Below are 21,862 nucleotides of genomic sequence, written 5' to 3' on the forward strand. Positions count from 1 at the left end.
TATAAAAGTGGACTAAAGGGGGGGAAGGAATGAACAGAGTAAAGAAAGGTCTAGATAATCAGGCGATAGGTTTATTGCCGTTGTTGTTGTTCATGTTTTTGGACAATTATTTTTCTTATTTATTATCCTTTATAATTGGGGTTACTTTCTGTTTTGTTTGTATTTTTTTGTTTCAAGTGTTGAGTAAGGATAAGGTGTACCAATTTATGCTTCTGCCATCGGCGGGCACATTGGTCTTATATTCCGTATTTCTTTGTCTCAAGCTTGAACCTGTGTTGTTTATATACTCTCCTCTTATCACGGAAGTATTACTGGTCGTGGCGTTAGCGATCGTGGGGTTCACGAGGAGAACGGTCATACAACGTATACGCGATTCGAAACGTCCCTCTTTTAAACGTACTTTGCTTCGTACTACCTTGAACGAATTTTATTTCCTCGCTCAGTTGGTACAGAACCTGTACACGTTGCATCTTTTCATCATCTTGTTATATAGCATCTTGCCGGAAACGATGCAGAATATGCGTACCGAACGTTTCTTATACCGGGAGTTGGGATTGGTAATCGGTGTTTTGGTCATTGTTTATGAGCAAATACGTTTGTCCTTGATGCAAGGTAGCTTGAAAAAGGAAATGTGGGTTCCCGTATTGAATGACAATGGGAAGGTGATCGGTTGTATCGCACGTTCGGTCAGCCGCTCTTTACCGAAGAAATACTATCATCCGATCGTGCGTATCGCCGTTGTTTATAATGGTATGTTATATCTGGTGAGACGAAGTAAGGATGAGTTTGTCTCTCCGGATACGATGGATTATCCGTTCCATAATTACGTGCTCTTCCGACATAGTATAGATAGCACGGTCAAAGAGACTCTCGGAAGTTTGGCGCAAGATAAATCAATTGCTCCACGCTTCCTGATCCGTTATACATTTGAGAACGAGAAGGTGAAACATTTGGTATCTCTCTATGTTATTTGTTTACGTACGGAAGAGCAATTAAATCAATGTAAGCGCCGTAGCGGAAAGCTTTGGACAGCGAAACAAATCGAGGAGAACTTGAGTTCCGGGGTATTTAGCGAATATTTTGAGAAAGAGTTCGCTTATTTGCAAAATACGATTCTTTTCGCCGAGAGTTTCTGTTGCGGTAACTAATCATCTTATAATGCCCGATTCCCTAGCTCTATAACTTCCAAATCTTTGATATCCTTTCCCTCAATAACGAAACGTAATAAGGTACGTACTTGATGAAAGCCACTTTTTCCAGCCGCTCCCGGATTCATATGCAGACACTTCAAGCTTCGATCGAATACTACTTTCAGGATATGCGAATGTCCGGAGATGAATAGATTTGGCCGTGTATCGTATAATTCTTTGCGGATCTCGGGATTGTAGCGGCCCGGATAACCTCCGATATGAGTCATCATAACGTTCACGTCTTCTACCTTGAAATGAGCTACTTTAGGATATTGCAGGCGAATGGCTTGTCCGTCTATATTTCCGTATACGGCTTTGAAAGGTTTCAAAGCCTCGAATTTCGCGGCCAAAAGATCGGAGCCTATATCGCCCGCATGCCAGATTTCATCGCAATCTTTAAAATATTCGGCGTACTTATCATCCCAGTACGCATGGGTGTCTGAAAGCAATCCAACTTTAATCATAACAATTTCTTTTATTGCTCGAAAGTATCTATATTTACACGCCTAAGATAAGAATATTATGGAGAATTCATATCAATATTTTAAACGGGACTTAAGCTGGTTGTCGTTTAACTACCGTGTCTTGCTGGAAGCGGAAGATGATACGCTGCCTATTTATGAGCGTATTAAGTTCCTTTCTATCTATTCCTCGAATCTGGAAGAATTTTATGAGATCCGGGTTGCGGAACACCGGGGGGTAATCATGAAAAAGAATTATTCGGAGGAGAGCGCAGCTGAGGCGGAAGAGACCTTGGCGGCTATTACCCGGGAGGTTAACCGCCAGCAACGGGACTATTACCGTATTTTCTCGGAGAAGATATTGCCGGAATTGAATCGCCAGAATGTTTACTTATACCAGAATGAGAAGCCGGAACCTTTCCATGAAGAGTTTGTCCATAATTTCTTTAATGAGGAGGTTTTCCCATTCCTGTCGCCGGTCATGATTCAAGCCGGTGATATACGTACGTTCATCCGGGATCGTCGGCTTTACCTTGTGATCCGTATGATTAAGCGGAGCAAGCGGATGAATGAGCCGGGCTTCGTACCCGAGTATCATTATGCGTTGATGAAGATTCCTTATGCGAAAGTTCCCCGTTTTATCGAGTTGCCTCCGCATGACGGGAAATATTATATCATGTTTATCGACGACATTATCCGTGCGAATTTACAGAATGTTTTTCCCGGTTATATTATTGATGGCTGTTACAGCATCAAGATTTCCCGGGATGCGGATATTTATTTGGATGATGAGAGCCGGGCGAATATCGTGGAGAATATCCGTAAGAAGGTAAAGAAACGCAAGATCGGAGCCTTGAGCCGTTTTATGTATGATCAAGCGATGCCGGATGATTTTCTGGCTTTTGTTTGCGATGCCTTTGGTATTACGTCGGAGGACTTGGTGTTAGGTGGACGATATAATAATTTGCAGGACTTGATGAAATTGCCGAATCCGGCGGGAAAGCATTTAGAGCAGCAGCCACCGGTGCCTATGCGTGTGCCTTTCCTCGATGAGATGGGGTCGGTATTCAAGGCCGTGAAGAAGCGGGATATCTTATTGCATTTCCCTTATGAGTCGTTTGATTATTTGATCCGCTTTTTGATGGAGGCGGCCTTTGATCCGAAGGTGGATGAGATCAAGATTACCCAGTATCGAGTGGCAGAGAATTCGGCCGTGATTAATACGCTGGTCAGCGCTGCCCAGAATGGTAAGAAAGTGACGGTATTTGTGGAATTGAAAGCCCGTTTCGACGAGGAGAATAATATGAGTACGGCAGAGCGTATGGAGCAGGCCGGTATTCGTATCATTTATAGTATTCCGGGCTTGAAAGTACATGCGAAGGTTGCGGTCATTCTTCGGAAGGATACGTCCGAGGGACTTAAACGGCGTGATTTCGCCTATTTGAGTACCGGTAATTTCAATGAGAAGACGGCTAAGATCTATTCGGATATGGCGCTGTTGACTTCGAATACGGAGATTATTACGGATATCAATAAAGTATTCGCTGTTTTGGAAGGGCGTATGAAAGAACCTACTTTCCGCCATTTGTTGGTGGCCCGTTTCAATATGGTCTCGGAATTGACTGGTAGGATTCGGCGGGAGATCGAGCATGTGCGGGAAGGCCGAAAAGGACGGATCATATTAAAGATGAACGGACTGCATGACCAACATATGATCGAGGAACTCTATCATGCGAGTGAGGCGGGGGTAGAGATCGATCTGATTGTTCGGGGGATTTGTTGCCTGGTACCGAACCAACCTTATAGCGCAAACATCCGGGTTACTCGTATCGTGGATATGTTTTTGGAGCATTCACGGGTTTGGTATTTTCTGAATGATGGTCAGGAGGATCTTTTCCTTACCTCGGCTGATTGGATGCGTCGGAATTTGAACCGACGGATCGAGACGGCTTTCCCGATCCTCGATCCGGATCTGAAGAGGGAGATAATCGATATCTTGAATATCCAGCTAAGTGACAACGTGAAAGCTTGTTATTTGGATGGCGAGTTACGTAATAATTTTAAGTGTGATGATAATCCGGTAAAAGTGCGTTCGCAATTGGCTATCTATGATTATTTGAGAAATAAATCCATACGGTAACCGGGATGGGGGAGTTTTGGGGATTTGTTGATTGGGGGGCTGGTTGCTTAGCCTTGATCGTGGCGGTGGTATTTAGCTTTTTGTTGGGAGTACGTACGGGACGTATCCGGGAGAGAAATGAATCTGTCCGTTCTCGCATTCGGCAGAATAAAGCGAATATGTATCGCTATAAACAACAATTAGCCTCCTATCAAGAGCAAGTCGTACGCTTGGAGCGGGAACGGGATTCTCTGGTCATCCGCTCGGAGGCTTATGACCGGATCGAGACGGAGCTGACGGCCTATCGCCAGAAGATGGAGCAGTTGGAGAGAGATCCTTGTTCTTTCCGGCGATAATAACTTATTGGACAATGCTACCGGAAAAGTAGATGTGGATGTACCTAAGCTTTTATGTGCCCTTAAAGATGATCCTCTCCATGTGAATCCAAGTAAAGAGGAATGGGCTGAGATTATTGGTATGACCGATCTTCTGTTTAATAACTTCTTAACCGATCTGAGAAATAAATACAGTATTACCCGCCATGAGCAGGAAATATGTTGCTTGATCAAATGGAATTTCTCCCGAAAGGAGCAACTAGCCGTGTTTAATAATACTCCGGATGCGTTAACCAAATCGAAAGGCCGTTTAAAAAAACGTCTAGGCTTGGATGAAAAGACGGATTTGGATGCCTATGTCCGTTTATTATAAAGCTTAAAGTTATTTTGTTTGTCGTGATTGTCCGGCAATATTATCCGTTTATCTCCCATTGCGTGGTTTATATGTGTGATTATTAGTTGTTTGATGTTCGCTTGTTTTGTCCGGTACCATTTCTTTCCTCTTTACGATCCTTCCTGTACTTTTGCGGTGTGTGATTTAATTTTTAAGAACGAATAATCAGGAATGCTATGAGAACACAAACTGTACTACTATGGATCAGCCTTAGCCTAATGGTGGAGCTTTCCGCTTGTGATTGGACTTCGTCCTCTCCGGTGGCCTCGCTACGGCGGGCTACCGGATGGCCTTTCGAGGTGGTGGTTGTAATGGATCGAGACGCATGGAATGGTGAGGTGGGGGAGTTGCTGCAAGAACAATTGCGAGCGCCGATACCTGCTTTGCCTCAAGCGGAAGCATCTATGCGTGTCACCTATTCGGAGCCATCGGGCTTTTCCGGTTTATTACGATACGTACGAAATATCTTGATCGTATCCGTAGATCCTAACCGGTATACGAAAGCTGGAACAAGAGAGAGTCCCGATGAATGGGCCAGCGGTCAGAATGTTGTGACTCTGTATGCTCCGACTACCGCTGCTTTAACCGAGTTCCTTTTATTAAATGAAGGACGGTTGGTCAACCATTTCAATCGAGTGGAAAGGGAACGTTGGATAGTTGGACTTTCTAAGAGCCATAGCAGTTGGATCAATGAGAAGTTGAAGTCCCGTTTCGGTATCTCGCTGTTCGTGCCGGAAGATATGTCGGCCTATAAGGAAGAGACCGATTTCTTTTGGGGCTCGAATAACGCAAATCGGGGACGGACTGATATCTTGGTATATAGTTTTCCCTATACGGCTCAAGAGGCATTTACCGAAGATTATCTGGTCGCTATGCGTGATTCTGTAGTGAGGCGGAACGTACCGGGCTCTTTCCCGAATTCTTATATGAAGACAGAGAAGCGCTTCGAGCTTTCTTACGAGCCGATCACCTACCGTGGCGAATACCGCGGCGTATTGCGTGGTCTTTGGCGTATGGAAGGAGATAAGATGGGCGGCCCGTTTGTCAGCCATGCCCTGCTCGACAAGAAAAAAGGGCGGGTTATCGTAGCGGAAAGCTTTGTCTATGCCCCGGAATCAAAAAAGGCGAACTTGATCCGCCGGATGGAGGCCGCCTTGTTTACGTTGCGATTCGTGGATTAGGATTGATTCTCTCACGTATATAGGCGTAACCTCATGCGTATATACGCATCGGCCTACACGTACGTAAGTGTGGTCTTATACGTATATACGTGTGGCTTTATGCCTGTATAGTGGTCTTATCGTCCTAAAAATAGTTTGATTTCCTCCGGAATATATCCCGTCCGTATACGCCACTCTTGCGGATACAGGTTATTGGCCCGGTTGCCAAGGTTCTTTACAAAACCTAGCGGAAGTCCTTGGTAGCGTACCAACACATATCCCTTATCTGTACCGGAGGGTAAGACGAGCGCCTCTTTCTTTAAGAATTTAATAGCGTCTTCCCATTCCAGTTCCACGGATGGAAATGCATTGGGGGTTAAGGCAGTACTTAAAGCCAGCTCTTGAGATGGGATAAAGTCTTTCCCTTTCGCTTCTCCTAGGCAAATACCGGCGGAAAGTACCCGTAAAGGCTTGGCATTGATGAGTGAAAATAGATCCGAATGGGCTTTGGGATACGCTCGAAGGAAACTGCCGTTCCATTCGAGAGAAAACGAAGTTTCATCCGAAAGGAACAGACGGGCCTCCTGTGGGATGGACGGAGCGGCTTTTCCTCGCTCTTTTTTCCCTTTGGACTTGACACGAATTTCCTCGATCTCGCCTTCCGCTTTCCGGAGGGCGGCGAGGAAAAAGCCTTCGCCCCGTGTCTTATGCGGGAAGAAGCGGTAAACCGGATGTTCAAACCGGAGGGCGCCGGTGATCTGCCATTCCTCTTGGGTAGGGATAGGCAATGCCTCGGCTCCCAGCTCCTCTATTATATAATGTATGTTCTCCTCATCCTCTTCCGTATTATAGGTACATGTACTGTAGATCAAGATACCTCCGGGTTTCAAGGCGTTCCAGATATCATGGATGATGCGCCGCCCACGGGAGGCGCAAAGCCGTACGTTATCTACGCTCCATTCGCCTGTGCTATCCGTATCTTTCCGGAACATGCCCTCACCGGAACAAGGTACGTCGGTGACGATCACGTCGAACAGATGAGGCAATGCCTCGCCGATCTCCTCCGGGTCATTATTGATAACGATCGTGTCCGGGTGGCCCCATTTAGCGATATTCTCGGCCAATACATAACTCCGGCTGCGGATCACCTCATTGCTCACTAACAGGCTTCCATCCGGCAATAAGCTCGCCAGATGCGTGGACTTGCCACCCGGGGCGGCGCATAAATCCAGGCAACGTACCGGCTCTTTCACGTATGCCTTGATCGCTTGTTCCAGAAACATGGAAGACGCTTCCTGCACGTAATAGGCCCCCGCATGGAATAGAGGATCGAAGGTGAAAGACAACCGTTCCGGCAAATAAAAACCGCTCTCGCACCAAGCGACTGGAGCACCTGCTTTGGGAGCGGGAGTCCCTTTCATCGGGTTGATACGGATACTTACGGGAACATCAGCGCTTAACGCTGCCTCTAAACGATCGAACTCCTCGCCAAGTAAAGCCCGTGTACGGGTAATAAAATCAATAGGAAGTGCCATGATTATTCTGTTAGTTTGCGGCAAAAATACTACTTTCGCGGAAAACAAACAGTATGCGAGCATCTCTTTTCCTTATACCAGTTACCTTGGGCGATACGGAACATCGCCGTGTTTTACCAGAGTACAACCGTGACGTGATCTTATCCATCCGGCATTTTATCGTGGAAAACGTGCGTACGGCACGCCGTTTCTTGAAAAAGGTGGAGCCGGGGATCGTGATCGATGACTTGACATTTTATGAGCTGAATAAACATACCTCACCGGAACAAGTAGCTGGTTATCTGGCTCCTTTGGCGAAAGGCGAGAGCGTTGGCGTGATCTCGGAGGCGGGTTGTCCGGCGATCGCTGATCCGGGTGCTGACGTAGTGGCTATCGCCCAACGGAAGGATTATCCGGTGGTACCGTTGGTCGGGCCTTCGTCTATCTTGATGTCGGTGATGGGATCGGGCTTTAACGGACAGAGTTTCGCTTTTCACGGTTATCTGCCGATTGATGCTTCCGAGCGAACGAACACGATCAAGAAATTGGAGGGAAGAATTTATTCCGAGCATCAGACGCAATTGTTTATCGAGACTCCTTACCGGAATAATAAACTGGCCGAGGAGTTGATCCGTACGTGCCGTCCGTCTACGAAACTGTGTATTGCCTCGAATATAACGTGTGAGGATGAGTATATCCATACTCGCCCGGTCAAGGAATGGGCGGGTAAAGTTCCCGATCTGAGCAAGAAGCCCACTATTTTCCTAATCTATAAATAAAAGGATTGATATGAGTTATCAAGCGCACGAGACAGCGGTAATCGATGCCGGTTGTGAGATCGGGGAAGGAACCCATATCTGGCATTTTTCCCATATCATGACGGGATGCGTGATTGGCAGGACGTGTAATATCGGCCAGAATGTAGTCGTATCGCCGGGCGTGGTCTTAGGGAATAACGTGAAGGTACAGAACAATGTGTCTATTTATACGGGGGTGATTTGCGAGGATGATGTGTTCTTGGGGCCTAGTTGCGTGTTTACAAATGTAACCAATCCGCGTAGCGCTATCTCTCGGAAAGACCAGTATAAGGAGACGGTGATTGGCAAGGGGGCCTCGATCGGAGCTAACGCTACGATTATTTGTGGACATACAGTCGGGCGGTATGCCATGATCGGTGCCGGGGCGGTGGTAACGAAGGATGTTCCGGCTTATGCGCTGGTCGTAGGAAATCCATCCCGCCAGATCGGTTGGGTAAGCGAGTACGGCCATCGCCTTGTATTTGACTCCGAAGGATTCGCCACCTGTCCGGAAAGCGGCCAACGTTACCGCCTACACAATCACCAAGTTGATGAGACGGGGCACGCCCCGTCTCATCAATACAGACAATATTAATATTCTATACAAACATGAAAACATCTTTTTTCAAGAAAGGAATCTTAGCGATGGGGATAGCTTGCTGCATGCAGCTTTCTGCCGTGGAGAATCCTGTGGACTACGTGAATACGTTAGTCGGTACCCAATCCAAGTACGAATTATCTACCGGAAATACCTATCCGGCCACGGCCATGCCTTGGGGTATGAACTTCTGGACTCCCCAGACCGGCGAGATGGGGAATGGCTGGACCTATCGTTACGATGCGGATAAGATCCGGGGGTTCAAGCAAACCCATCAACCGAGCCCGTGGATGAACGATTACGGGCAGTTCTCCATTATGCCTACTACCGAAGGCTTGGTCTTCGACGAGGAGAAACGGGCTAGCTGGTTCTCTCACAAAGGGGAAGTGGCTACACCTTATTATTATAAGGTCTATCTAGCCGATCATGACGTGACTACCGAGTTGGTTCCGACGGAACGTGCGGCTAAGTTCCGCTTTACATTCCCGGAAACCAAGAAAGCGTATATCGTCATCGACGCTTTCGATAAAGGCTCTTATATAAAGGTATTGCCTGCGGAACGTAAGATCATCGGTTATTCCACGAAGAACACGGGCGGTGTTCCCCGTAACTTCAAGAATTATTTCGTGATCCAATTCGATAAGCCATTCACGTTCTCCTCTACGGTTAAGAACGGGGCGATCCAGTTGGATGAGTCGGAGGTGAAGACAAACCATGCCGGCGCTATCATCGGTTTTGAGACAAAGGCCGGCGAGGTGGTGCATGCCAACGTGGCTTCTTCTTTCATCAGCACCGAGCAGGCCGAGTTAAACTTGCGTGAGGTGGGAGATACTGGTTTCGATCAGCTAGTGACCAAAGGGAAGGAAATCTGGAACCGGGAATTAGGTAAGATCGAGGTAGAGGATACGAACATCGATAACTTGCGTACTTTCTATTCTTGCTTGTATCGTTCCTTGCTTTTCCCTCGTAGCTTCTATGAGATCGATGCCAAGGGCCAAGTCGTACATTATAGCCCTTATAACGGTGAGGTCTTGCCGGGCTATATGTTTACCGATACCGGTTTCTGGGATACGTTCCGCTGTCTTTTCCCCTTCTTGAACCTGATGTATCCGGAGATGAACCAAAAGATGCAGGAAGGTTTGGTGAACGCTTATAAAGAGAGCGGTTTCTTGCCGGAATGGGCAAGTCCGGGCCACCGGGATTGCATGGTCGGCAATAACTCCGCTTCCGTGGTAGCCGACGCTTATATCAAAGGCTTGAGAGGATACGATATCGAGACGCTTTGGGAAGCCTTGAAGCATGACGCGAATAGCCAACTGCCGAGAACGGCTTCCGGTCGTGTCGCTTACGAGGAGTATAATAAACTGGGTTATGTACCGAATAATATCGGTATCGGACAAAACGTGGCTCGTACCTTGGAATATGCTTATAATGACTGGACGATTTATACCTTGGGCAAAAAACTTGGCAAGCCGGCAAGCGAGATCGATATCTTCAAGCAACGGGCTAACAACTATAAGAATGTGTACGACCCAAAATATAAGTTGATGGTCGGACGCTCTGATAAGGGCGAGTTCAATCCGACTTTTAAAGGTACGGACTGGAGCCGTGATTTCTGCGAGGGAAACAGCTGGCATTGGAGTTTCTGTGTTTTCCACGACCCGCAAGGCCTGATCGACTTAATGGGAGGAAAGAAGGAATTCAATCATATGATGGATTCCGTCTTCAAGATGCCTAGTCGTTTGGGTATGGATAGCCGCGGTATGATCCATGAGATGCGTGAGATGCAAGTAATGAACATGGGACAATACGCCCATGGCAACCAACCCATCCAGCATATGGTGTATCTATACAACTATTCCGGCGAGCCTTGGAAAGCCCAATACTGGGTGCGCGAGATCATGCATAAGCTCTATACCGCTGAGGCGGATGGTTATTGCGGCGATGAGGATAACGGACAGACTTCCGCATGGTATGTATTCTCTGCCTTAGGCTTCTATACCGTATGTCCGGGTACCGACCAATATGTATTAGGTACCCCTTTGTTCAAATCCGTAAAACTCCATCTGGATAACGGAAAGCAGGTGTTGATCCAAGCGGACAAGGCTGATCGGGAGAACCGTTACATCAAGGGTATGAAAGTAAACGGCAAGACATATACCCGCAATTTCTTGACACACGAGCAGTTGCTAGGTGGTGCGAAAATTCAATACCAAATGAGCGATACCCCTAATAAACAGCGAGGTACGCAGGATAGTGATCGCCCCTATTCTTTCTCGTTGGAATAAGAAAACCATGATGCCCATTGTAAGCCTGTTACAATAGGCATTCTAAGCACCTTACGATGCCCATTGTAAAGACCTTACGATGGGCATTGTTGTTTCTTGTAGACTACCGCTTAAAATAATAGCGGGCGGGAATTGTTTTTTATTAGTGATTGATTACCTTTGTAGCGACTTATCCGTCTTTCTTAAATCCTTTTATTTGTTAGATGTATGGCAAACTCAAAAGAGATGACGGGGGGAGCTGTATTCCCTCTTCTATTCAGTTTCACGATGCCGTTATTGCTAGGGAACTTACTTCAGCAGACTTATTCTCTGATCGATGCCGCTATCGTTGGTAAATTCCTAGGTATTAATTCGCTGGCTGCCGTAGGAGCCAGTACCTCGGTGATTTTCTTGATTCTGGGATTCTGTAACGGATGTTGCGCCGGTTTTGGCATCCCGGTAGCTCAGAAGTTCGGGGCGAGGGATTATGCGACGATGCGCCGTTACGTGGCGGTGGGGTTGCAATTGGCTACGGTGATGTCCGTGGTGATCGCCGCTGTCTCCGGTTTCTATTGCCGGGATATCTTGCGGGGGATGCAGACACCCGGGAATATCTTCGATGGGGCCTATGATTATTTGTTTGTTACTTTTATCGGTATTCCTTGTACATTCTTCTATAATTTGTTGGCAAGTATCATGCGGGCTTTGGGGGATAGCAAGACTCCATTCTGGTTCTTGTTGTTCTCTACGGTCTTGAATGTTTTCTTGGATTTATTCTGCATCTTGGGGTTAGGATGGGGTGTGATGGGAGCGGCTATCGCTACGGTTTTCTCGCAAGGGCTTTCCGCCATTCTATGTTATTTATATATGCTTCGGAAATTCCCGATCTTACGGGCTACTTCCTCCGAGGACCGAAGGTTCCATGCCGGGCTGGCCCGTACCTTGTTGGCGATGGGGGTCCCGATGGGATTACAATTCTCTATTACCGCCATCGGCAGTATCATGTTGCAGAGCGCCAATAATGCGTTAGGTACGGCCTGTGTCGCCGCCTTTACTTCCGCCGCCCGTATCAAGATGTTCTTCATTTGTGCTTTTGAGAGTTTAGGTATCGCCATGGCTACGTATTGCGGACAGAATTATGGGGCGGGAAAGCCGGAGCGTATTTTGCGGGGAATTAAAGTAAGTGCGTTGATGATGCTTACGTATGCCGCCGCTACATGGATGATCTTGATGCTGGGATCTCGTTCGTTGGCTTTGTTGTTTGTAGCTCCATCCGAGGTCGAGATACTGGACTATACGGAGCAGTTTTTGCATATTTCTTGCTGGTTCTTCCCGGCTGTCGGGCTACTGTGCATCTTGCGTTACGCGATACAAGGGGTAGGTTTCAGCAACCTTGCGATGCTCTCGGGTGTTTCAGAGATGATCGCACGTATCTTGGTGAGCTTGTATGCGGTTCCCGCTTTTGGATTCTTAGGCGTTTGCTTCGGTGATCCGTTGGCTTGGGTCGCCGCTGACTTATTCTTGATACCGGCGTTTTTGTATGTTTATAAAAAGATAAAGAAAAGATTAGATGATGAGAAAGTATCGGTGTCCGCAGTGTGATATCCCTTCTATGTATGTAAAGAATGCGGACGGGGAACGTCTTTTAGTGTATGTTTACGAGAATGGGGAGGTCGTTCCCAAAGATCCTACTGCGGATCTGTCCGGATTTGACTTGACAGAGGTATTTTGCCTAGGATGCTCATGGCATGGAGCGCCTAGGAAATGCCGGTGATTTTAATGGGTGGCAAGTTCTTATAAGTCTTCTTTGGGTAACTCTCTGATCACTCTACATGGGTTACCGACGGCCACGCTATAGGTGGGAATGGATTTTGTCACTACACTGCCTGCCCCGATCACGCTGTTCCGCCCGATCGTGATGCCGGGTAAGACGATCGTTCCACCACCAATCCAAACATTGTCTTCAATGGCGATGGGGAGGGCTTTTGTCCTGAAAAATAAATCCCCCGATCGTTCGTCCCAATCATTCACGAAGCGTTCGTTCGCATTTATCGGGTGCGTAGCCGTATATAATTGTACGTTGGGGGCGATGAGGACGTTATTTCCTATTTTGATAATATTATCGTCTAAAAACGTACAGTTCATATTGATAATGACCTTGTCACCAATAAAGATGTGCTTCCCGCATTCGCAATGGAAATTTATATCAATGCTGGAATACTTGCCAATGCTTCCTAGCATTTGGCGTAAGAGGGCATCTCTTGTAGCGCTGTCGGTTATATTGGTTGCGTTCAAACGAGCGAGTAGGTTTTTCGTCTGGACGATCATTTGCAGGACTTCTTGATCCAGATGGTTGCAATACTCGCCCGCCAAGAACTTTTGATAATTTGTTTCCATAATGATTACAGGGATTTGATACGGTTATTTACATATGTTGAAGTTGTATATAGAAGACGATGAAAAAGGCGATAGTCGCAATCAGGGCGATAGAAGAATATAGACGGAAAGGCTTATCTTGTTTATAGCCTCCATAGGCTAGTCCTATCAAGGCGCACAGTAGTATACCAGTAGGGATGCCGAAGAAGCCTAAAACAATGACGCTAATAAGCATTACCCATCCCATGGCTATTAATATTTTACTTCTGATAGTTCTCATCTTTAGTATCTGTTTAGTTATTGGATATAATAGACAGTTTTAGTGTTGAGAAAATGGAATCTTGGCACGTATCTCTATCCTTTCGGAAGTGATAGGATGCGTAAACGCTAAGTATTCAGCGTGCAGATAGAGCCGTTCCGCCTTTCGCCCGTAAAGTTCGTCGCCAAGGATGGGGCAATGAAGGCCTTGGGGATGGGCGGCGTGTACCCGTAGCTGGTGGGTACGTCCGGTCTGGGGATAAAAGGCGATAAGGGTTTTTCCTGAAGTCCGTTCCAATACCCGGTAGTGCGTGAGGGCAGGTTTCCCGAATTCTTCGCTTACGATTTGTCGGGGTCTGTCCAATGGATCGGGGCATAGCGGGAGACGGATCTCACCCTCATCTTGGGGAACTTCGCCCTCTAATAAGGCGATATACCTTTTCTGGATGGTTCGGTTCTTGAATTGGGCTTGCAGGTTCTGATGCGCTTCTTTGGTCTTGGCGGCGAGTAGTAAGCCAGATGTCGCCATATCCAAGCGATGTACGATAATTGGGCCGGTGGCTTCCGGGTAAAGGATCGATAGCCTTTGATAGACGGAGTCCGCGTCTCCCTTGCCGGGAACGGAGAGCATACCTTCCGGTTTATTGATGACCAACAAATAGTCGTCCTCATAAAGGATATCCAGTTTCGTCTCCCGGTGAGAGTCCGCCAATAACGGATTCTCATCTACCCGCAATCCCTGTAGCATATGATGGAGGATCGGCTCGCATTTTCCTTTGCAAGCCGGATAATAATACCCATGGTGCCGAATCTCCGTCTTGGGAGAATCGCCCCACCAGAACTCTGCCATGGCGATCGGTTCCAACTGATGCTGGTAGGCGTATTGTAAGAGTTTAGGGGCGGCGCACTCACCCGCTCCGGCAGGCGGCGTACCTTGTGAGGTAGGAGCGAACAGTTCGCATAAGTCCTTCACCTCGCCCCGGGCGTTCAGGATTCGGAATTGTTCGAACAACTTGCGTTGCAAGGTCGCCGACCGTCGCTTGCGTTCTTGCTTCAGTTGCTCGATCTCCTGCTCAAGCCGATCCACCTTAGCTTGATCCTCCTCCAGTATAGACCGCAATGATTTCTTGGTTAGCTTGTGAGCGGCTTTCATGTGTTGGCTCTCTTTAATAAGAAGTGCGGTCTCTTCTTCCGTGAGAGGGAATTGCCGAAGTCGGTCGCGCTCCTCTTTCCTCTTTTTCATCAAGTCTTTTGCGGCCTGTAATACGAAATCGCAGTATTCGATCGTGCTTTGTAACCTCGACCGTGCGTCTTCGAGAGCTGGAGAGGCTTGCTGGGTTCGGATACGGGCATTGATCTCATTGATCTGCTCCTCCTCTTGCCGGAAGAAACCATCCGGTTGTAATAGGTCATAGATCGGGGGGACGAAGAAAGGATGTACATTCTTCCCCGCTAGGTTACCGGAGAACGCAGCCAGATAGCCGACCTCTCCGGCGGGAGTACGAACCACCAATACGCCGAACATTTTTCCGGTTTGTAACTCTTCCCGCCATTCGGTTCGTTCTTTCAGGTATGCCTGCGTCTCCTCAGCCGCTATTACGCATAGAGGATGCGGTGTATAGTGAAAAGGATACGTGAATCGTTCCGGTAAGGGGATCGATTGTATCGGTTGGGCAAACGTGTGAAACTTAGATTCCATCATTCATTTTTTAATAGACAATAAGCGTAAACGGCCGGTGCCGTAGGATCTCCCTCTTGATACAATCCCGGACGGGAGATACGATCCCATTGGATCAACGACCGGGTCTCTTTCGCGGAGAGAGCTTCGCCGACGATCTCGTTCCATGCTTGTCCGTCCTTACTCCAGTAGAACGTGCTATGCGTACCGTCGGTCACTTTCATCTGTAGATATAAAGGCGAGGCGGGAAGAGGAAGATCGGCCAATTGATGTTCTTTCCCCTCTAAGATATATTTCAATATCAAACGGTCTCCTGCGCATCCGCAGGTGATTAGGTTATTTGCGTCTCCGTACATCGTGATTCCTTTCCAACTGTCATTCCGGTTTACGATCGCTGTTTCCAACGTGTAATTCGGGGAGGTTGGGCGTAAACAAAGTGCCGCTCCGGTCTTTACGCCGGGTTTCGGTGTTCCGGATAGAGATAGTTTACCGTTCTTGATCTCGGTCTTGACATCCGTGTAAGGATAGTTCCAACTCCATTCGGGACGCAAGGTCGCACCGGTGAAATCATCCGAGAAATCGAATACCGGCACTTGTGCGGACTCGGCAAATGGCATGGGTTGCGTGCGGCTCGCGTATTCCCCGGTTACGAAGTGAGGCCAATGATCCTCACCCATTCTCACCTCTTGCAGGTAAGGTTGGCGACCTTGGTAGAAGCCGCTTCCCGGCTGGTAAGCGTGGCATAGGTAATACATGCGTCCGTCCGGTGTAGTCGTAATCGTTCCGTGACCGATGGAGAGAACCTCCTTGCTTCCGTGCAAGATCGGGTTTCCTAGGTATTTCTCGTAAGGACCTTCCAGCTTCTTCGAGCGAGCCACGGATACGGCGTAATCGCTCTGCGGGCCGCAACAGCCTCTCACGGAGTAGATGATATAGTAATATCCGTCTTTCTTGAACCAATGCTGACCTTCCATACCTTGACGCTCATCGTCACGCAGCAGGCTGAAAGGCTTTCCGTCTAGGCGAAGCCCATCGTCCGTCAACTTACAGGCCAATAACTCTATGGGTTGGTTATCCAATCCATAAGCCTTCCAACTGATGTAAAGTTTGCCTTTATCCTCCAAGATAAATGCGTCTATCGCTTCCTTCCCGAACTCTACCACCGGGCCGTGATCCTTGAACTTGCCCGTAGGTGAATCCGCCACGGCAACACCGATGCACGAGATGTTATCCGATTGCTTCCGGGCCGTATAATAGACATATACCTTCCCTTTATGCTGATACCATTCCGGAGCCCAGAAAGAGGACTTAGTCCATTCCGGCTTCTCGTCGAATACATGTCCGGTTTGCTGCCAGTTCACCAGATCGGTAGAAGTGAAAACCGGATAATAGGGGGCCCATTCCGAGGAGGTGCCGGTGATATAGTAAGTCTGATCGATCCGAATAATGGAAGGATCAGCTACGTCACCGTGGATCACGGGATTGGTAAAATAGGATTCTTGTTGCGCTAGTCCTGTGGCCAAGGAGGCGGCACAGAAGAGTAGTGTGAAAATCTTTCTCATGTTTTATCGTATTTTATTTAAGATGTTCTTACGTACGGTTCGCAAAGAGATTTGTAGTAAATCGGGTTCCGCCAGATCGAGTAGTGTCTTATACTCCTGTAATAGCTCTGGAATGGGACGGCATAACTCATATCCCAGTTTCATGCAAAGCGTTTGCACACCGGGTAATTCCTTCGCTGAAAGCATCCGGTCTAGGCAGAAGTTCAGGAAATCCACCCGTGGGGGATTCGCTTGAGGCTGTCGTAAAAGCAAATTCAATAGAAGACGTCGTTTACCGGGATGCTTGCAGACCAGAATCTCGTTTATCAATTCATCTTGTTTATCGTATAGCCATTTATTCTCATCTGCGGAAAAATGGCTACAGGCCCATAACGCTTGATAACCGATGGTCTCGTCCGGATCGAAGATCAAACCGTATAGTTCCGATTTCCGTTTCTGGCTTCCTTGCACATATCGCAATATCTCATGGATATCCTCTATGTGGATGCGGTCAGATAATCTCTCTCTTAAATCCATTTACAACATTGAATCTTATATCTTTCGATCTTTTATGCCGTAAAGTTATAGTCTTTTTAGCAAACTTTCTCTAATTCTCTTACTTTTGTTCCCATTCGTTTCATCGGCGTATACTTCATCCCATGCGTCACTTGTTCCTCACAGACAGGCTCGAATCCGAGCTTTCTGTAGATGGGGATTGCGTAAGAAGAGGAGTTAACCGTCATTTCTGATCCGGGCTGATTTAAGATCGCGGTCTTGAACAATTGTTTACCGATTCCTCTTCTATGATAAGACGGTTTGATAAAGAATAAGGAGATATGTTTTCCCTCGTTTTTTGTCGCGATTACGCCAATTAAAGACTCTCCATCGAAGGCTCCGTAGAAGGTTAATTCATTTACTAGTTGCTTATTATAAATGAAATTCTTGAAAGTTTCCAGCCCCTCTTCATCGAAATCCTTTCTTCCGCATTCGATGAAAACGTCCAGAGATAAGTCTAATGCCTTATCGTATTCATTTGCCGGTAATTGTCGAATTTCCATAGATATGTTATTCTTTTTGATTCTCTTCTAGTTTCTTATCTGCTACCAATTCAAAATGATGCGCATCAATGAATTGTCCGTTTTTGTAACAAGCCTTTCTGAAAATGCCGGTCTTCCTGAATCCAGCTTTTTCTAATACTCGCATGGAGGCCGGATTATATTCGTAGACCGTGGCGAATATACGAATAACCTCCGTATGTGCGAAATAATACTGGATGGCTTCGGTTAACGCATCCGAAACAATTCCTTGATTCCAGTATTTCTCACTAATCCAATAACCCACTTCCGCATTGAAACGCTCTACGTCCGTACCTCTCACAAAACCAATGTTACCAATAGCCTCGCCACCAACCGTAATACAAAAATCCGATATATCTGTTTTCTCCTGCGCTTGTTTGATGAAGAAGCGGGCATTCCCTTTTGTATAAGGATAAGGTAATCCATCCCGGCAGTTATCCCAGATTTTCTTATTGTTCAAATGGAAGGCTAGGGATTCGGTGTCTTGATCTTCCCAGCTCTTGAGCGTATATAAATCCTTTATTACTACAATCATAAGATGTTGTTTTTACGGGATAAGGACGGATTCTCAAGATAATAGCACAGGTGGTCATATATTTGCCCATTATACATTAACTCTGCTTGATGAAGCCGTCCTTCGTATATGAATCCATTCTTCTCTAATACACGTTGTGAGCGTTGATTGTGAGGATAACAATTCGCCGTGATCAAATGTAAATTCATTTGAATGAACCCATAATTCAATACGGATTGCACTGCTTCTGTCATGAAGCCTTGTCCCCAACACTCTTCTTTTAGCCAATAACCCAGCATGCGAGCATGTGGGTTTTCTCTTTTGGAATCAGGAATGATGCCAATGGAGCCAATGACTTGTTTTGTCTCTTTTGATACGATTGCCCAAACCCCTTCTTTCCCGATAAATATGGTATTTAGTACATCAATGGTCTCTTCGATCGTTTCAAGAGGTTTCCATCCGGCGTTATTGCCTAGGTTTGGATTCTTACAGCTCTCAAAAACATCAGGAGCATCGCTTTCGGTGAAAGGACGGAGCACAAGACGGTTGGTCTCTATATTCGATGTTTGTGTCATATACGGATGTTTATTTAGTCGAGATAGATCATTTTCTTGGTCATCCCACCGTCAATCGTAATATTCTCGCCATTAATGAAATCGTTTTCCTCTTGACAGAGAAATAAGCACATACGGGCGATATCCTCCGGCTTGCCCACCCGTCCGGATGGATGTTGAGCATGATCCTCCGAACGAAGCTGGTCGTAATTGTTATTCTGTATCCAACCGGGAGCGATAGAGTTTACCGTGATATGCCATTCCGAGAGCGATAAGGCCAACGCATGTGTCAAAGAATAGATACCTCCTTTAGAGGCGGCATATCCCTCGCTACCGGGTTCACTCATCAAGTAACGGGTAGAGCAGATATTGATGATCCTTCCGTATGGGTTCGGTGTATCAAGGGATTGCCGATGGAGCGCTAATTGGCGGGAGGTGATAAACGCCGGGCGTAAGTTTATGGATAGTATCTTGTCGAAATCCTCTACGCTTGTTTCCGTGATGGGAGAGAACCGACTGACACCTGCGTTGTTGATAATGATATCAATATCTCCCCACTCCTCGATGATCTTTCGCAGGCAATCTTCCAGTGCGGTTTTATCACTAACGTCCACGAGATGGAATTGTGTCCCGGTTTGTAGGGCAGTCTCTTTTCCTAAGGTCTCGTTCTTGTCGCAGAAGGCCACACGATGTCCGGCTCCTCTGAAAGCCCTTACAATCGCTTTCCCGATCCCCTCGGCTCCACCGGTGATGAAGACTCTTCTTGTTTTATGAAGTGTCTTCGTTGTATGCCCCGTTCTAGTGCCGGAAGTCTTCCGGGCTTGGTATTCTGCGTACTTATTTTCCAGATAATTGTCTGCCATGATTCAGTCACTATTAAATGAGGACAAATATAGTTGTTTTCTGTCGAACCGATTTCTTTTAGTCGATATTCTGTTTGGGATACTAAAATAGAACCGGAAATTGCCATCTAAATTGCTTGTGGATTTGTTTTAATAGAAAAGTATTGATTATGAGAATAGCGATCAGCGGGGCAAGCGGATATATCGGTCAGCATCTTTCATCTTTTTTGGAGGGAAAAGGATATGATGTTATCCCTTTAGGGCGGGATTTGTTTAAGGAAGATTGTTTTGATGAATTATGCCGATGCGTGGAATCCTGTGAAGTCGTCATTAATTTGGCGGGCGCTTCCATTAATAAACGTTGGACGGAGGCTTACAAACAAGAGTTGTATGATAGCCGTATTTGCGTGACCAGACAGTTGGTGCATGCCATAAACACGAGAAGCGTGGAACTGCAATATATGTTTTGATATATATTCTGAAAACTCGAAAATGAAAACAAAAGCATAACAACTGCAAATATAATCGTTAATATACAGTGTTTTATGTGGTATCGGATTCGGGACAGACATCTTAATTTGTTTTAATCCGTTTCAAGTTTCTTCGGGATATATGGGAACATGTATGGGAATTATTGTACCTTTGCATCGTGAATCAAAAACGCATTGCCGATGAAAGTTTCCGTATATCTGAAAAAGAGCGATTCCCAGACCTCGAACATCTGCTTCCGGGTCAGGGAGAAGAACGTGGACATAAAGGTCGTTTCTCCCCTTGCCGTATATGACAAGTATTGGGATGCGGACACGCTCAGTTATAGACGCACGACGGCAGTACCTGCCACCGAACAGAAACGCTTGCCCGAACAGATAGCCGCCATCATCGAGAGGGTAGAAAAGACCTTTTCGGATAAGGCGAACAGCAAGTGGCTGAAGCAGGCCATAGAGGACGTGCTGTACCCTGTCCGCGCCTTCGAGCGCAACCATCCGAACCTGCTCTGCCGTATTCATGAATATTTGGAGAAGTTTGACGGTGCGGAGAGAACCAAGGAGCACATCATACGCTTCGAGCGCAAGATGTCACGTTACCACGACTACCAACGGGAGATACTGGGCAACACAGATTTCACCCTCTTTGTGGAAACCGTCACACTGGAACAGATGAACGATTTCCGGGATTATGTCGCAGATGAATACCTGCTGCGTCAGGAACATCCCGAATTTTATGCCACTCGTATGCTCATCAACCATAAGCCCAAGCCGCTGTCCAACACGACCGTCATCAACATCATGAACCTCTTCTGTACGTTCCTGCACTGGTGCAAGAAAATGAAGTATTCCGACAATGAGGTCTATGCCCTCTATGGCTGCAAGGAACCGACATACGGCGATCCGTTCTTTCTTACGTCAGAGGAAAGGAATATCCTGTACGATGCGGATCTAGGTGACAACCCCAAACTGGCGGTCATCCGGGACATTTTCGTGTTTCACTGCTATATCGGCTGCCGTGTCAGTGACCTTTACAGGCTGACAAGGGAGAATATCAGAGACGGCTTTGTAGAATACATGCCGCAGAAGACAAAGAAGTGTCAGGCAAAGACCGTCAGAGTACCATTACATGAAAAGGCATTGAAGATACTGGAACGCTATGATGCAAATGCGGATAAATTACTTCCATTCAAGTCTATACACACCTATAACCTCGGCATAAGGGAGCTGCTGAAGCATTGCGGTATAGACCGTATGGTCACCATCCTTGACACGCACGGCTACAATACCGTGCAAAGACCCTTGTACGAGGTGGCTAGCAGCCATACGGCACGGAAGACCTTTGTAGGCAACCTGTACAAGCAGGTACCCGACCCGAACCTGATAGCCTCCATGTCGGGACACGTGGAGGGAAGCAAGGCGTTCAGACGTTACCGCACCATTGACGACGACATGAAGCGCAAGCTGGTTGAAATGATAAATTAGGAAACTTAAAAAGGATACATATATGAAAGTGACGGCATTCATCAGAAAGACATCGGCCAAGAACAACGTGACGGATCTGGCACGTGTCTATTTCCGTGTCCGGGATGTTGGCGGAGTGGACATCAAGGCTGCAAGCGAACTGTCCATCAATCCCAACCACTGGAGCGCGGAGAAGCAGGGGTACAAGCCCCGTGTGGCCCTGGTATCGGAAGAGAAGC

At 46.9% G+C, this 21,862-nt stretch carries 23 protein-coding genes and 1 pseudogene; 13 read left to right on the plus strand and 11 right to left on the minus strand.

The genetic code is table 11. The annotated features are described in order from the left end of the window. Window positions 1–29 precede the first annotated feature (29 nt). The gene (locus QVP94_RS13525) at window positions 30–1,148 is read left to right on the plus strand and encodes a hypothetical protein (RefSeq protein WP_005854270.1); all 1,119 of its coding nucleotides are present in this window, start codon (window positions 30–32) and stop codon (window positions 1,146–1,148) included. Window positions 1,149–1,153: 5 nt separating this feature from the next. Here QVP94_RS13525 and QVP94_RS13530 read toward each other — a convergent pair whose 3' ends face one another. After that, entirely contained in the window at window positions 1,154–1,654 is a 501-nt protein-coding gene (locus QVP94_RS13530; protein ID WP_005854271.1) for a metallophosphoesterase family protein, read from the minus strand. A gap of 58 nt (window positions 1,655–1,712) precedes the next feature. Here QVP94_RS13530 and QVP94_RS13535 point away from each other — a divergent pair, with 58 nt between their 5' ends. The 4 genes from QVP94_RS13535 to QVP94_RS13550 all read left to right on the plus strand — a co-directional run bounded on the left by QVP94_RS13535 (window position 1,713) and on the right by QVP94_RS13550 (window position 5,680). Then, complete coding sequence (locus tag QVP94_RS13535) at window positions 1,713–3,791, plus strand: RNA degradosome polyphosphate kinase (protein WP_005854272.1); 2,079 nt, start codon at window positions 1,713–1,715, stop codon at window positions 3,789–3,791. Between the two features lie 5 nt (window positions 3,792–3,796). After that, complete coding sequence (locus tag QVP94_RS13540; protein WP_022192804.1) at window positions 3,797–4,126, plus strand: hypothetical protein; 330 nt, start codon at window positions 3,797–3,799, stop codon at window positions 4,124–4,126. Window positions 4,127–4,208: 82 nt separating this feature from the next. Beyond that, window positions 4,209–4,478: a hypothetical protein gene (locus QVP94_RS13545; RefSeq protein WP_259341681.1), complete on the plus strand. Its 270-nt coding sequence runs from the start codon at window positions 4,209–4,211 to the stop codon at window positions 4,476–4,478. Between the two features lie 197 nt (window positions 4,479–4,675). Continuing rightward, entirely contained in the window at window positions 4,676–5,680 is a 1,005-nt protein-coding gene (locus QVP94_RS13550; RefSeq protein WP_022192806.1) for a DUF4837 family protein, read from the plus strand. Between the two features lie 116 nt (window positions 5,681–5,796). Here the strand turns inward: QVP94_RS13550 and QVP94_RS13555 are convergent, their stop codons facing one another. Next, window positions 5,797–7,194 (minus strand): methyltransferase RsmF C-terminal domain-like protein, encoded by a 1,398-nt coding sequence (locus tag QVP94_RS13555; RefSeq protein WP_009018035.1) that lies wholly within the window; start codon window positions 7,192–7,194, stop codon window positions 5,797–5,799. A 53-nt stretch (window positions 7,195–7,247) separates the two neighbouring features. Between QVP94_RS13555 and QVP94_RS13560 the strand changes: the two genes are divergently transcribed. The 5 genes from QVP94_RS13560 to QVP94_RS13580 all read left to right on the plus strand — a co-directional run bounded on the left by QVP94_RS13560 (window position 7,248) and on the right by QVP94_RS13580 (window position 12,609). Continuing rightward, window positions 7,248–7,952 (plus strand): SAM-dependent methyltransferase, encoded by a 705-nt coding sequence (locus QVP94_RS13560; RefSeq protein ID WP_005854278.1) that lies wholly within the window; start codon window positions 7,248–7,250, stop codon window positions 7,950–7,952. Between the two features lie 10 nt (window positions 7,953–7,962). Next, complete coding sequence (locus tag QVP94_RS13565) at window positions 7,963–8,565, plus strand: acyltransferase (protein WP_022192807.1); 603 nt, start codon at window positions 7,963–7,965, stop codon at window positions 8,563–8,565. 14 nt (window positions 8,566–8,579) lie between these two features. Beyond that, a complete protein-coding gene (locus QVP94_RS13570; RefSeq protein WP_008780005.1) occupies window positions 8,580–10,856 on the plus strand; it encodes a GH92 family glycosyl hydrolase in 2,277 nt (758 codons plus the stop codon). A 207-nt stretch (window positions 10,857–11,063) separates the two neighbouring features. Further along, window positions 11,064–12,437 (plus strand): MATE family efflux transporter, encoded by a 1,374-nt coding sequence (locus QVP94_RS13575; RefSeq protein WP_036618493.1) that lies wholly within the window; start codon window positions 11,064–11,066, stop codon window positions 12,435–12,437. Next, entirely contained in the window at window positions 12,406–12,609 is a 204-nt protein-coding gene (locus QVP94_RS13580; protein ID WP_005854287.1) for a hypothetical protein, read from the plus strand. Before QVP94_RS13575 ends, QVP94_RS13580 begins: the two co-directional genes overlap by 32 nt. Window positions 12,610–12,629: 20 nt before the next feature. On the opposite strand, the gene QVP94_RS13585 is transcribed toward QVP94_RS13580, so the two are convergent. From QVP94_RS13585 to QVP94_RS13625, 9 genes are read right to left on the minus strand one after another with little or no spacing between them, the layout of a single operon-like run. Next, window positions 12,630–13,232, minus strand: a complete 603-nt coding sequence (locus tag QVP94_RS13585) for a sugar O-acetyltransferase (RefSeq protein ID WP_022192809.1) — start codon at window positions 13,230–13,232, stop codon at window positions 12,630–12,632. Between the two features lie 28 nt (window positions 13,233–13,260). Then, the gene (locus QVP94_RS13590) at window positions 13,261–13,491 is read right to left on the minus strand and encodes a hypothetical protein (protein WP_005854290.1); all 231 of its coding nucleotides are present in this window, start codon (window positions 13,489–13,491) and stop codon (window positions 13,261–13,263) included. Between the two features lie 39 nt (window positions 13,492–13,530). Next, on the minus strand, window positions 13,531–15,168 hold the full coding sequence (locus tag QVP94_RS13595; protein WP_008780007.1) for an RluA family pseudouridine synthase: 1,638 nt from the start codon (window positions 15,166–15,168) through the stop codon (window positions 13,531–13,533). Next, window positions 15,168–16,709, minus strand: coding sequence for a family 43 glycosylhydrolase (locus QVP94_RS13600; protein WP_022192810.1), 1,542 nt, complete (start codon window positions 16,707–16,709; stop codon window positions 15,168–15,170). The genes QVP94_RS13595 and QVP94_RS13600 overlap by 1 nt, the downstream gene beginning before the upstream one ends. 3 nt (window positions 16,710–16,712) lie before the next feature. After that, window positions 16,713–17,225 carry a HEAT-like fold family protein gene (locus tag QVP94_RS13605; protein WP_022192811.1) on the minus strand — a complete coding sequence of 171 codons (513 nt, stop codon included), beginning with the start codon at window positions 17,223–17,225 and terminating at the stop codon, window positions 16,713–16,715. 56 nt (window positions 17,226–17,281) lie between these two features. Beyond that, window positions 17,282–17,746 carry a GNAT family N-acetyltransferase gene (locus tag QVP94_RS13610; RefSeq protein WP_022192812.1) on the minus strand — a complete coding sequence of 155 codons (465 nt, stop codon included), beginning with the start codon at window positions 17,744–17,746 and terminating at the stop codon, window positions 17,282–17,284. Between the two features lie 7 nt (window positions 17,747–17,753). Continuing rightward, entirely contained in the window at window positions 17,754–18,299 is a 546-nt protein-coding gene (locus tag QVP94_RS13615) for a GNAT family N-acetyltransferase (protein ID WP_005854299.1), read from the minus strand. Beyond that, window positions 18,296–18,853, minus strand: a complete 558-nt coding sequence (locus QVP94_RS13620; protein ID WP_022192813.1) for a GNAT family N-acetyltransferase — start codon at window positions 18,851–18,853, stop codon at window positions 18,296–18,298. Before QVP94_RS13620 ends, QVP94_RS13615 begins: the two co-directional genes overlap by 4 nt. A 14-nt stretch (window positions 18,854–18,867) precedes the next feature. Beyond that, on the minus strand, window positions 18,868–19,695 hold the full coding sequence (locus tag QVP94_RS13625; protein ID WP_022192814.1) for an SDR family NAD(P)-dependent oxidoreductase: 828 nt from the start codon (window positions 19,693–19,695) through the stop codon (window positions 18,868–18,870). A gap of 149 nt (window positions 19,696–19,844) precedes the next feature. Between QVP94_RS13625 and QVP94_RS13630 the strand changes: the two genes are divergently transcribed. The 3 genes and pseudogenes from QVP94_RS13630 to QVP94_RS13640 form a co-directional block, all read left to right on the plus strand. Continuing rightward, window positions 19,845–20,144 (plus strand): NAD-dependent epimerase/dehydratase family protein, encoded by a 300-nt coding sequence (locus QVP94_RS13630; RefSeq protein WP_022192815.1) that lies wholly within the window; start codon window positions 19,845–19,847, stop codon window positions 20,142–20,144. A gap of 201 nt (window positions 20,145–20,345) precedes the next feature. Beyond that, window positions 20,346–21,644 (plus strand): site-specific integrase, encoded by a 1,299-nt coding sequence (locus tag QVP94_RS13635; protein WP_015532740.1) that lies wholly within the window; start codon window positions 20,346–20,348, stop codon window positions 21,642–21,644. 22 nt (window positions 21,645–21,666) lie between these two features. Next, window positions 21,667–21,862 (plus strand): annotated as a pseudogene (locus QVP94_RS13640) (site-specific integrase); the annotation flags it as partial.

Source organism: Parabacteroides sp. CAG:2, assembly GCF_000436315.1.
Taxonomy (GTDB): Bacteria; Bacteroidota; Bacteroidia; order Bacteroidales; family Tannerellaceae; genus Parabacteroides; species Parabacteroides distasonis.

Bases quoted from the DNA above. Each gene is read 5' to 3' on its own strand.
- QVP94_RS13525 (WP_005854270.1), top strand. From the start codon at position 30: ATGAACAGAGTAAAGAAAGGTCTAGATAATCAGGCGATAGGTTTATTG.
- QVP94_RS13530 (WP_005854271.1), bottom strand. From the start codon at position 1,654: ATGATTAAAGTTGGATTGCTTTCAGACACCCATGCGTACTGGGATGAT.
- QVP94_RS13535 (WP_005854272.1), top strand. From the start codon at position 1,713: ATGGAGAATTCATATCAATATTTTAAACGGGACTTAAGCTGGTTGTCG.
- QVP94_RS13540 (WP_022192804.1), top strand. From the start codon at position 3,797: ATGGGGGAGTTTTGGGGATTTGTTGATTGGGGGGCTGGTTGCTTAGCC.
- QVP94_RS13550 (WP_022192806.1), top strand. From the start codon at position 4,676: ATGAGAACACAAACTGTACTACTATGGATCAGCCTTAGCCTAATGGTG.
- QVP94_RS13555 (WP_009018035.1), bottom strand. From the start codon at position 7,194: ATGGCACTTCCTATTGATTTTATTACCCGTACACGGGCTTTACTTGGC.
- QVP94_RS13560 (WP_005854278.1), top strand. From the start codon at position 7,248: ATGCGAGCATCTCTTTTCCTTATACCAGTTACCTTGGGCGATACGGAA.
- QVP94_RS13565 (WP_022192807.1), top strand. From the start codon at position 7,963: ATGAGTTATCAAGCGCACGAGACAGCGGTAATCGATGCCGGTTGTGAG.
- QVP94_RS13570 (WP_008780005.1), top strand. From the start codon at position 8,580: ATGAAAACATCTTTTTTCAAGAAAGGAATCTTAGCGATGGGGATAGCT.
- QVP94_RS13575 (WP_036618493.1), top strand. From the start codon at position 11,064: ATGGCAAACTCAAAAGAGATGACGGGGGGAGCTGTATTCCCTCTTCTA.
- QVP94_RS13580 (WP_005854287.1), top strand. From the start codon at position 12,406: ATGATGAGAAAGTATCGGTGTCCGCAGTGTGATATCCCTTCTATGTAT.
- QVP94_RS13585 (WP_022192809.1), bottom strand. From the start codon at position 13,232: ATGGAAACAAATTATCAAAAGTTCTTGGCGGGCGAGTATTGCAACCAT.
- QVP94_RS13590 (WP_005854290.1), bottom strand. From the start codon at position 13,491: ATGAGAACTATCAGAAGTAAAATATTAATAGCCATGGGATGGGTAATG.
- QVP94_RS13595 (WP_008780007.1), bottom strand. From the start codon at position 15,168: ATGGAATCTAAGTTTCACACGTTTGCCCAACCGATACAATCGATCCCC.
- QVP94_RS13600 (WP_022192810.1), bottom strand. From the start codon at position 16,709: ATGAGAAAGATTTTCACACTACTCTTCTGTGCCGCCTCCTTGGCCACA.
- QVP94_RS13605 (WP_022192811.1), bottom strand. From the start codon at position 17,225: ATGGATTTAAGAGAGAGATTATCTGACCGCATCCACATAGAGGATATC.
- QVP94_RS13610 (WP_022192812.1), bottom strand. From the start codon at position 17,746: ATGGAAATTCGACAATTACCGGCAAATGAATACGATAAGGCATTAGAC.
- QVP94_RS13615 (WP_005854299.1), bottom strand. From the start codon at position 18,299: ATGATTGTAGTAATAAAGGATTTATATACGCTCAAGAGCTGGGAAGAT.
- QVP94_RS13620 (WP_022192813.1), bottom strand. From the start codon at position 18,853: ATGACACAAACATCGAATATAGAGACCAACCGTCTTGTGCTCCGTCCT.
- QVP94_RS13625 (WP_022192814.1), bottom strand. From the start codon at position 19,695: ATGGCAGACAATTATCTGGAAAATAAGTACGCAGAATACCAAGCCCGG.
- QVP94_RS13630 (WP_022192815.1), top strand. From the start codon at position 19,845: ATGAGAATAGCGATCAGCGGGGCAAGCGGATATATCGGTCAGCATCTT.
- QVP94_RS13635 (WP_015532740.1), top strand. From the start codon at position 20,346: ATGAAAGTTTCCGTATATCTGAAAAAGAGCGATTCCCAGACCTCGAAC.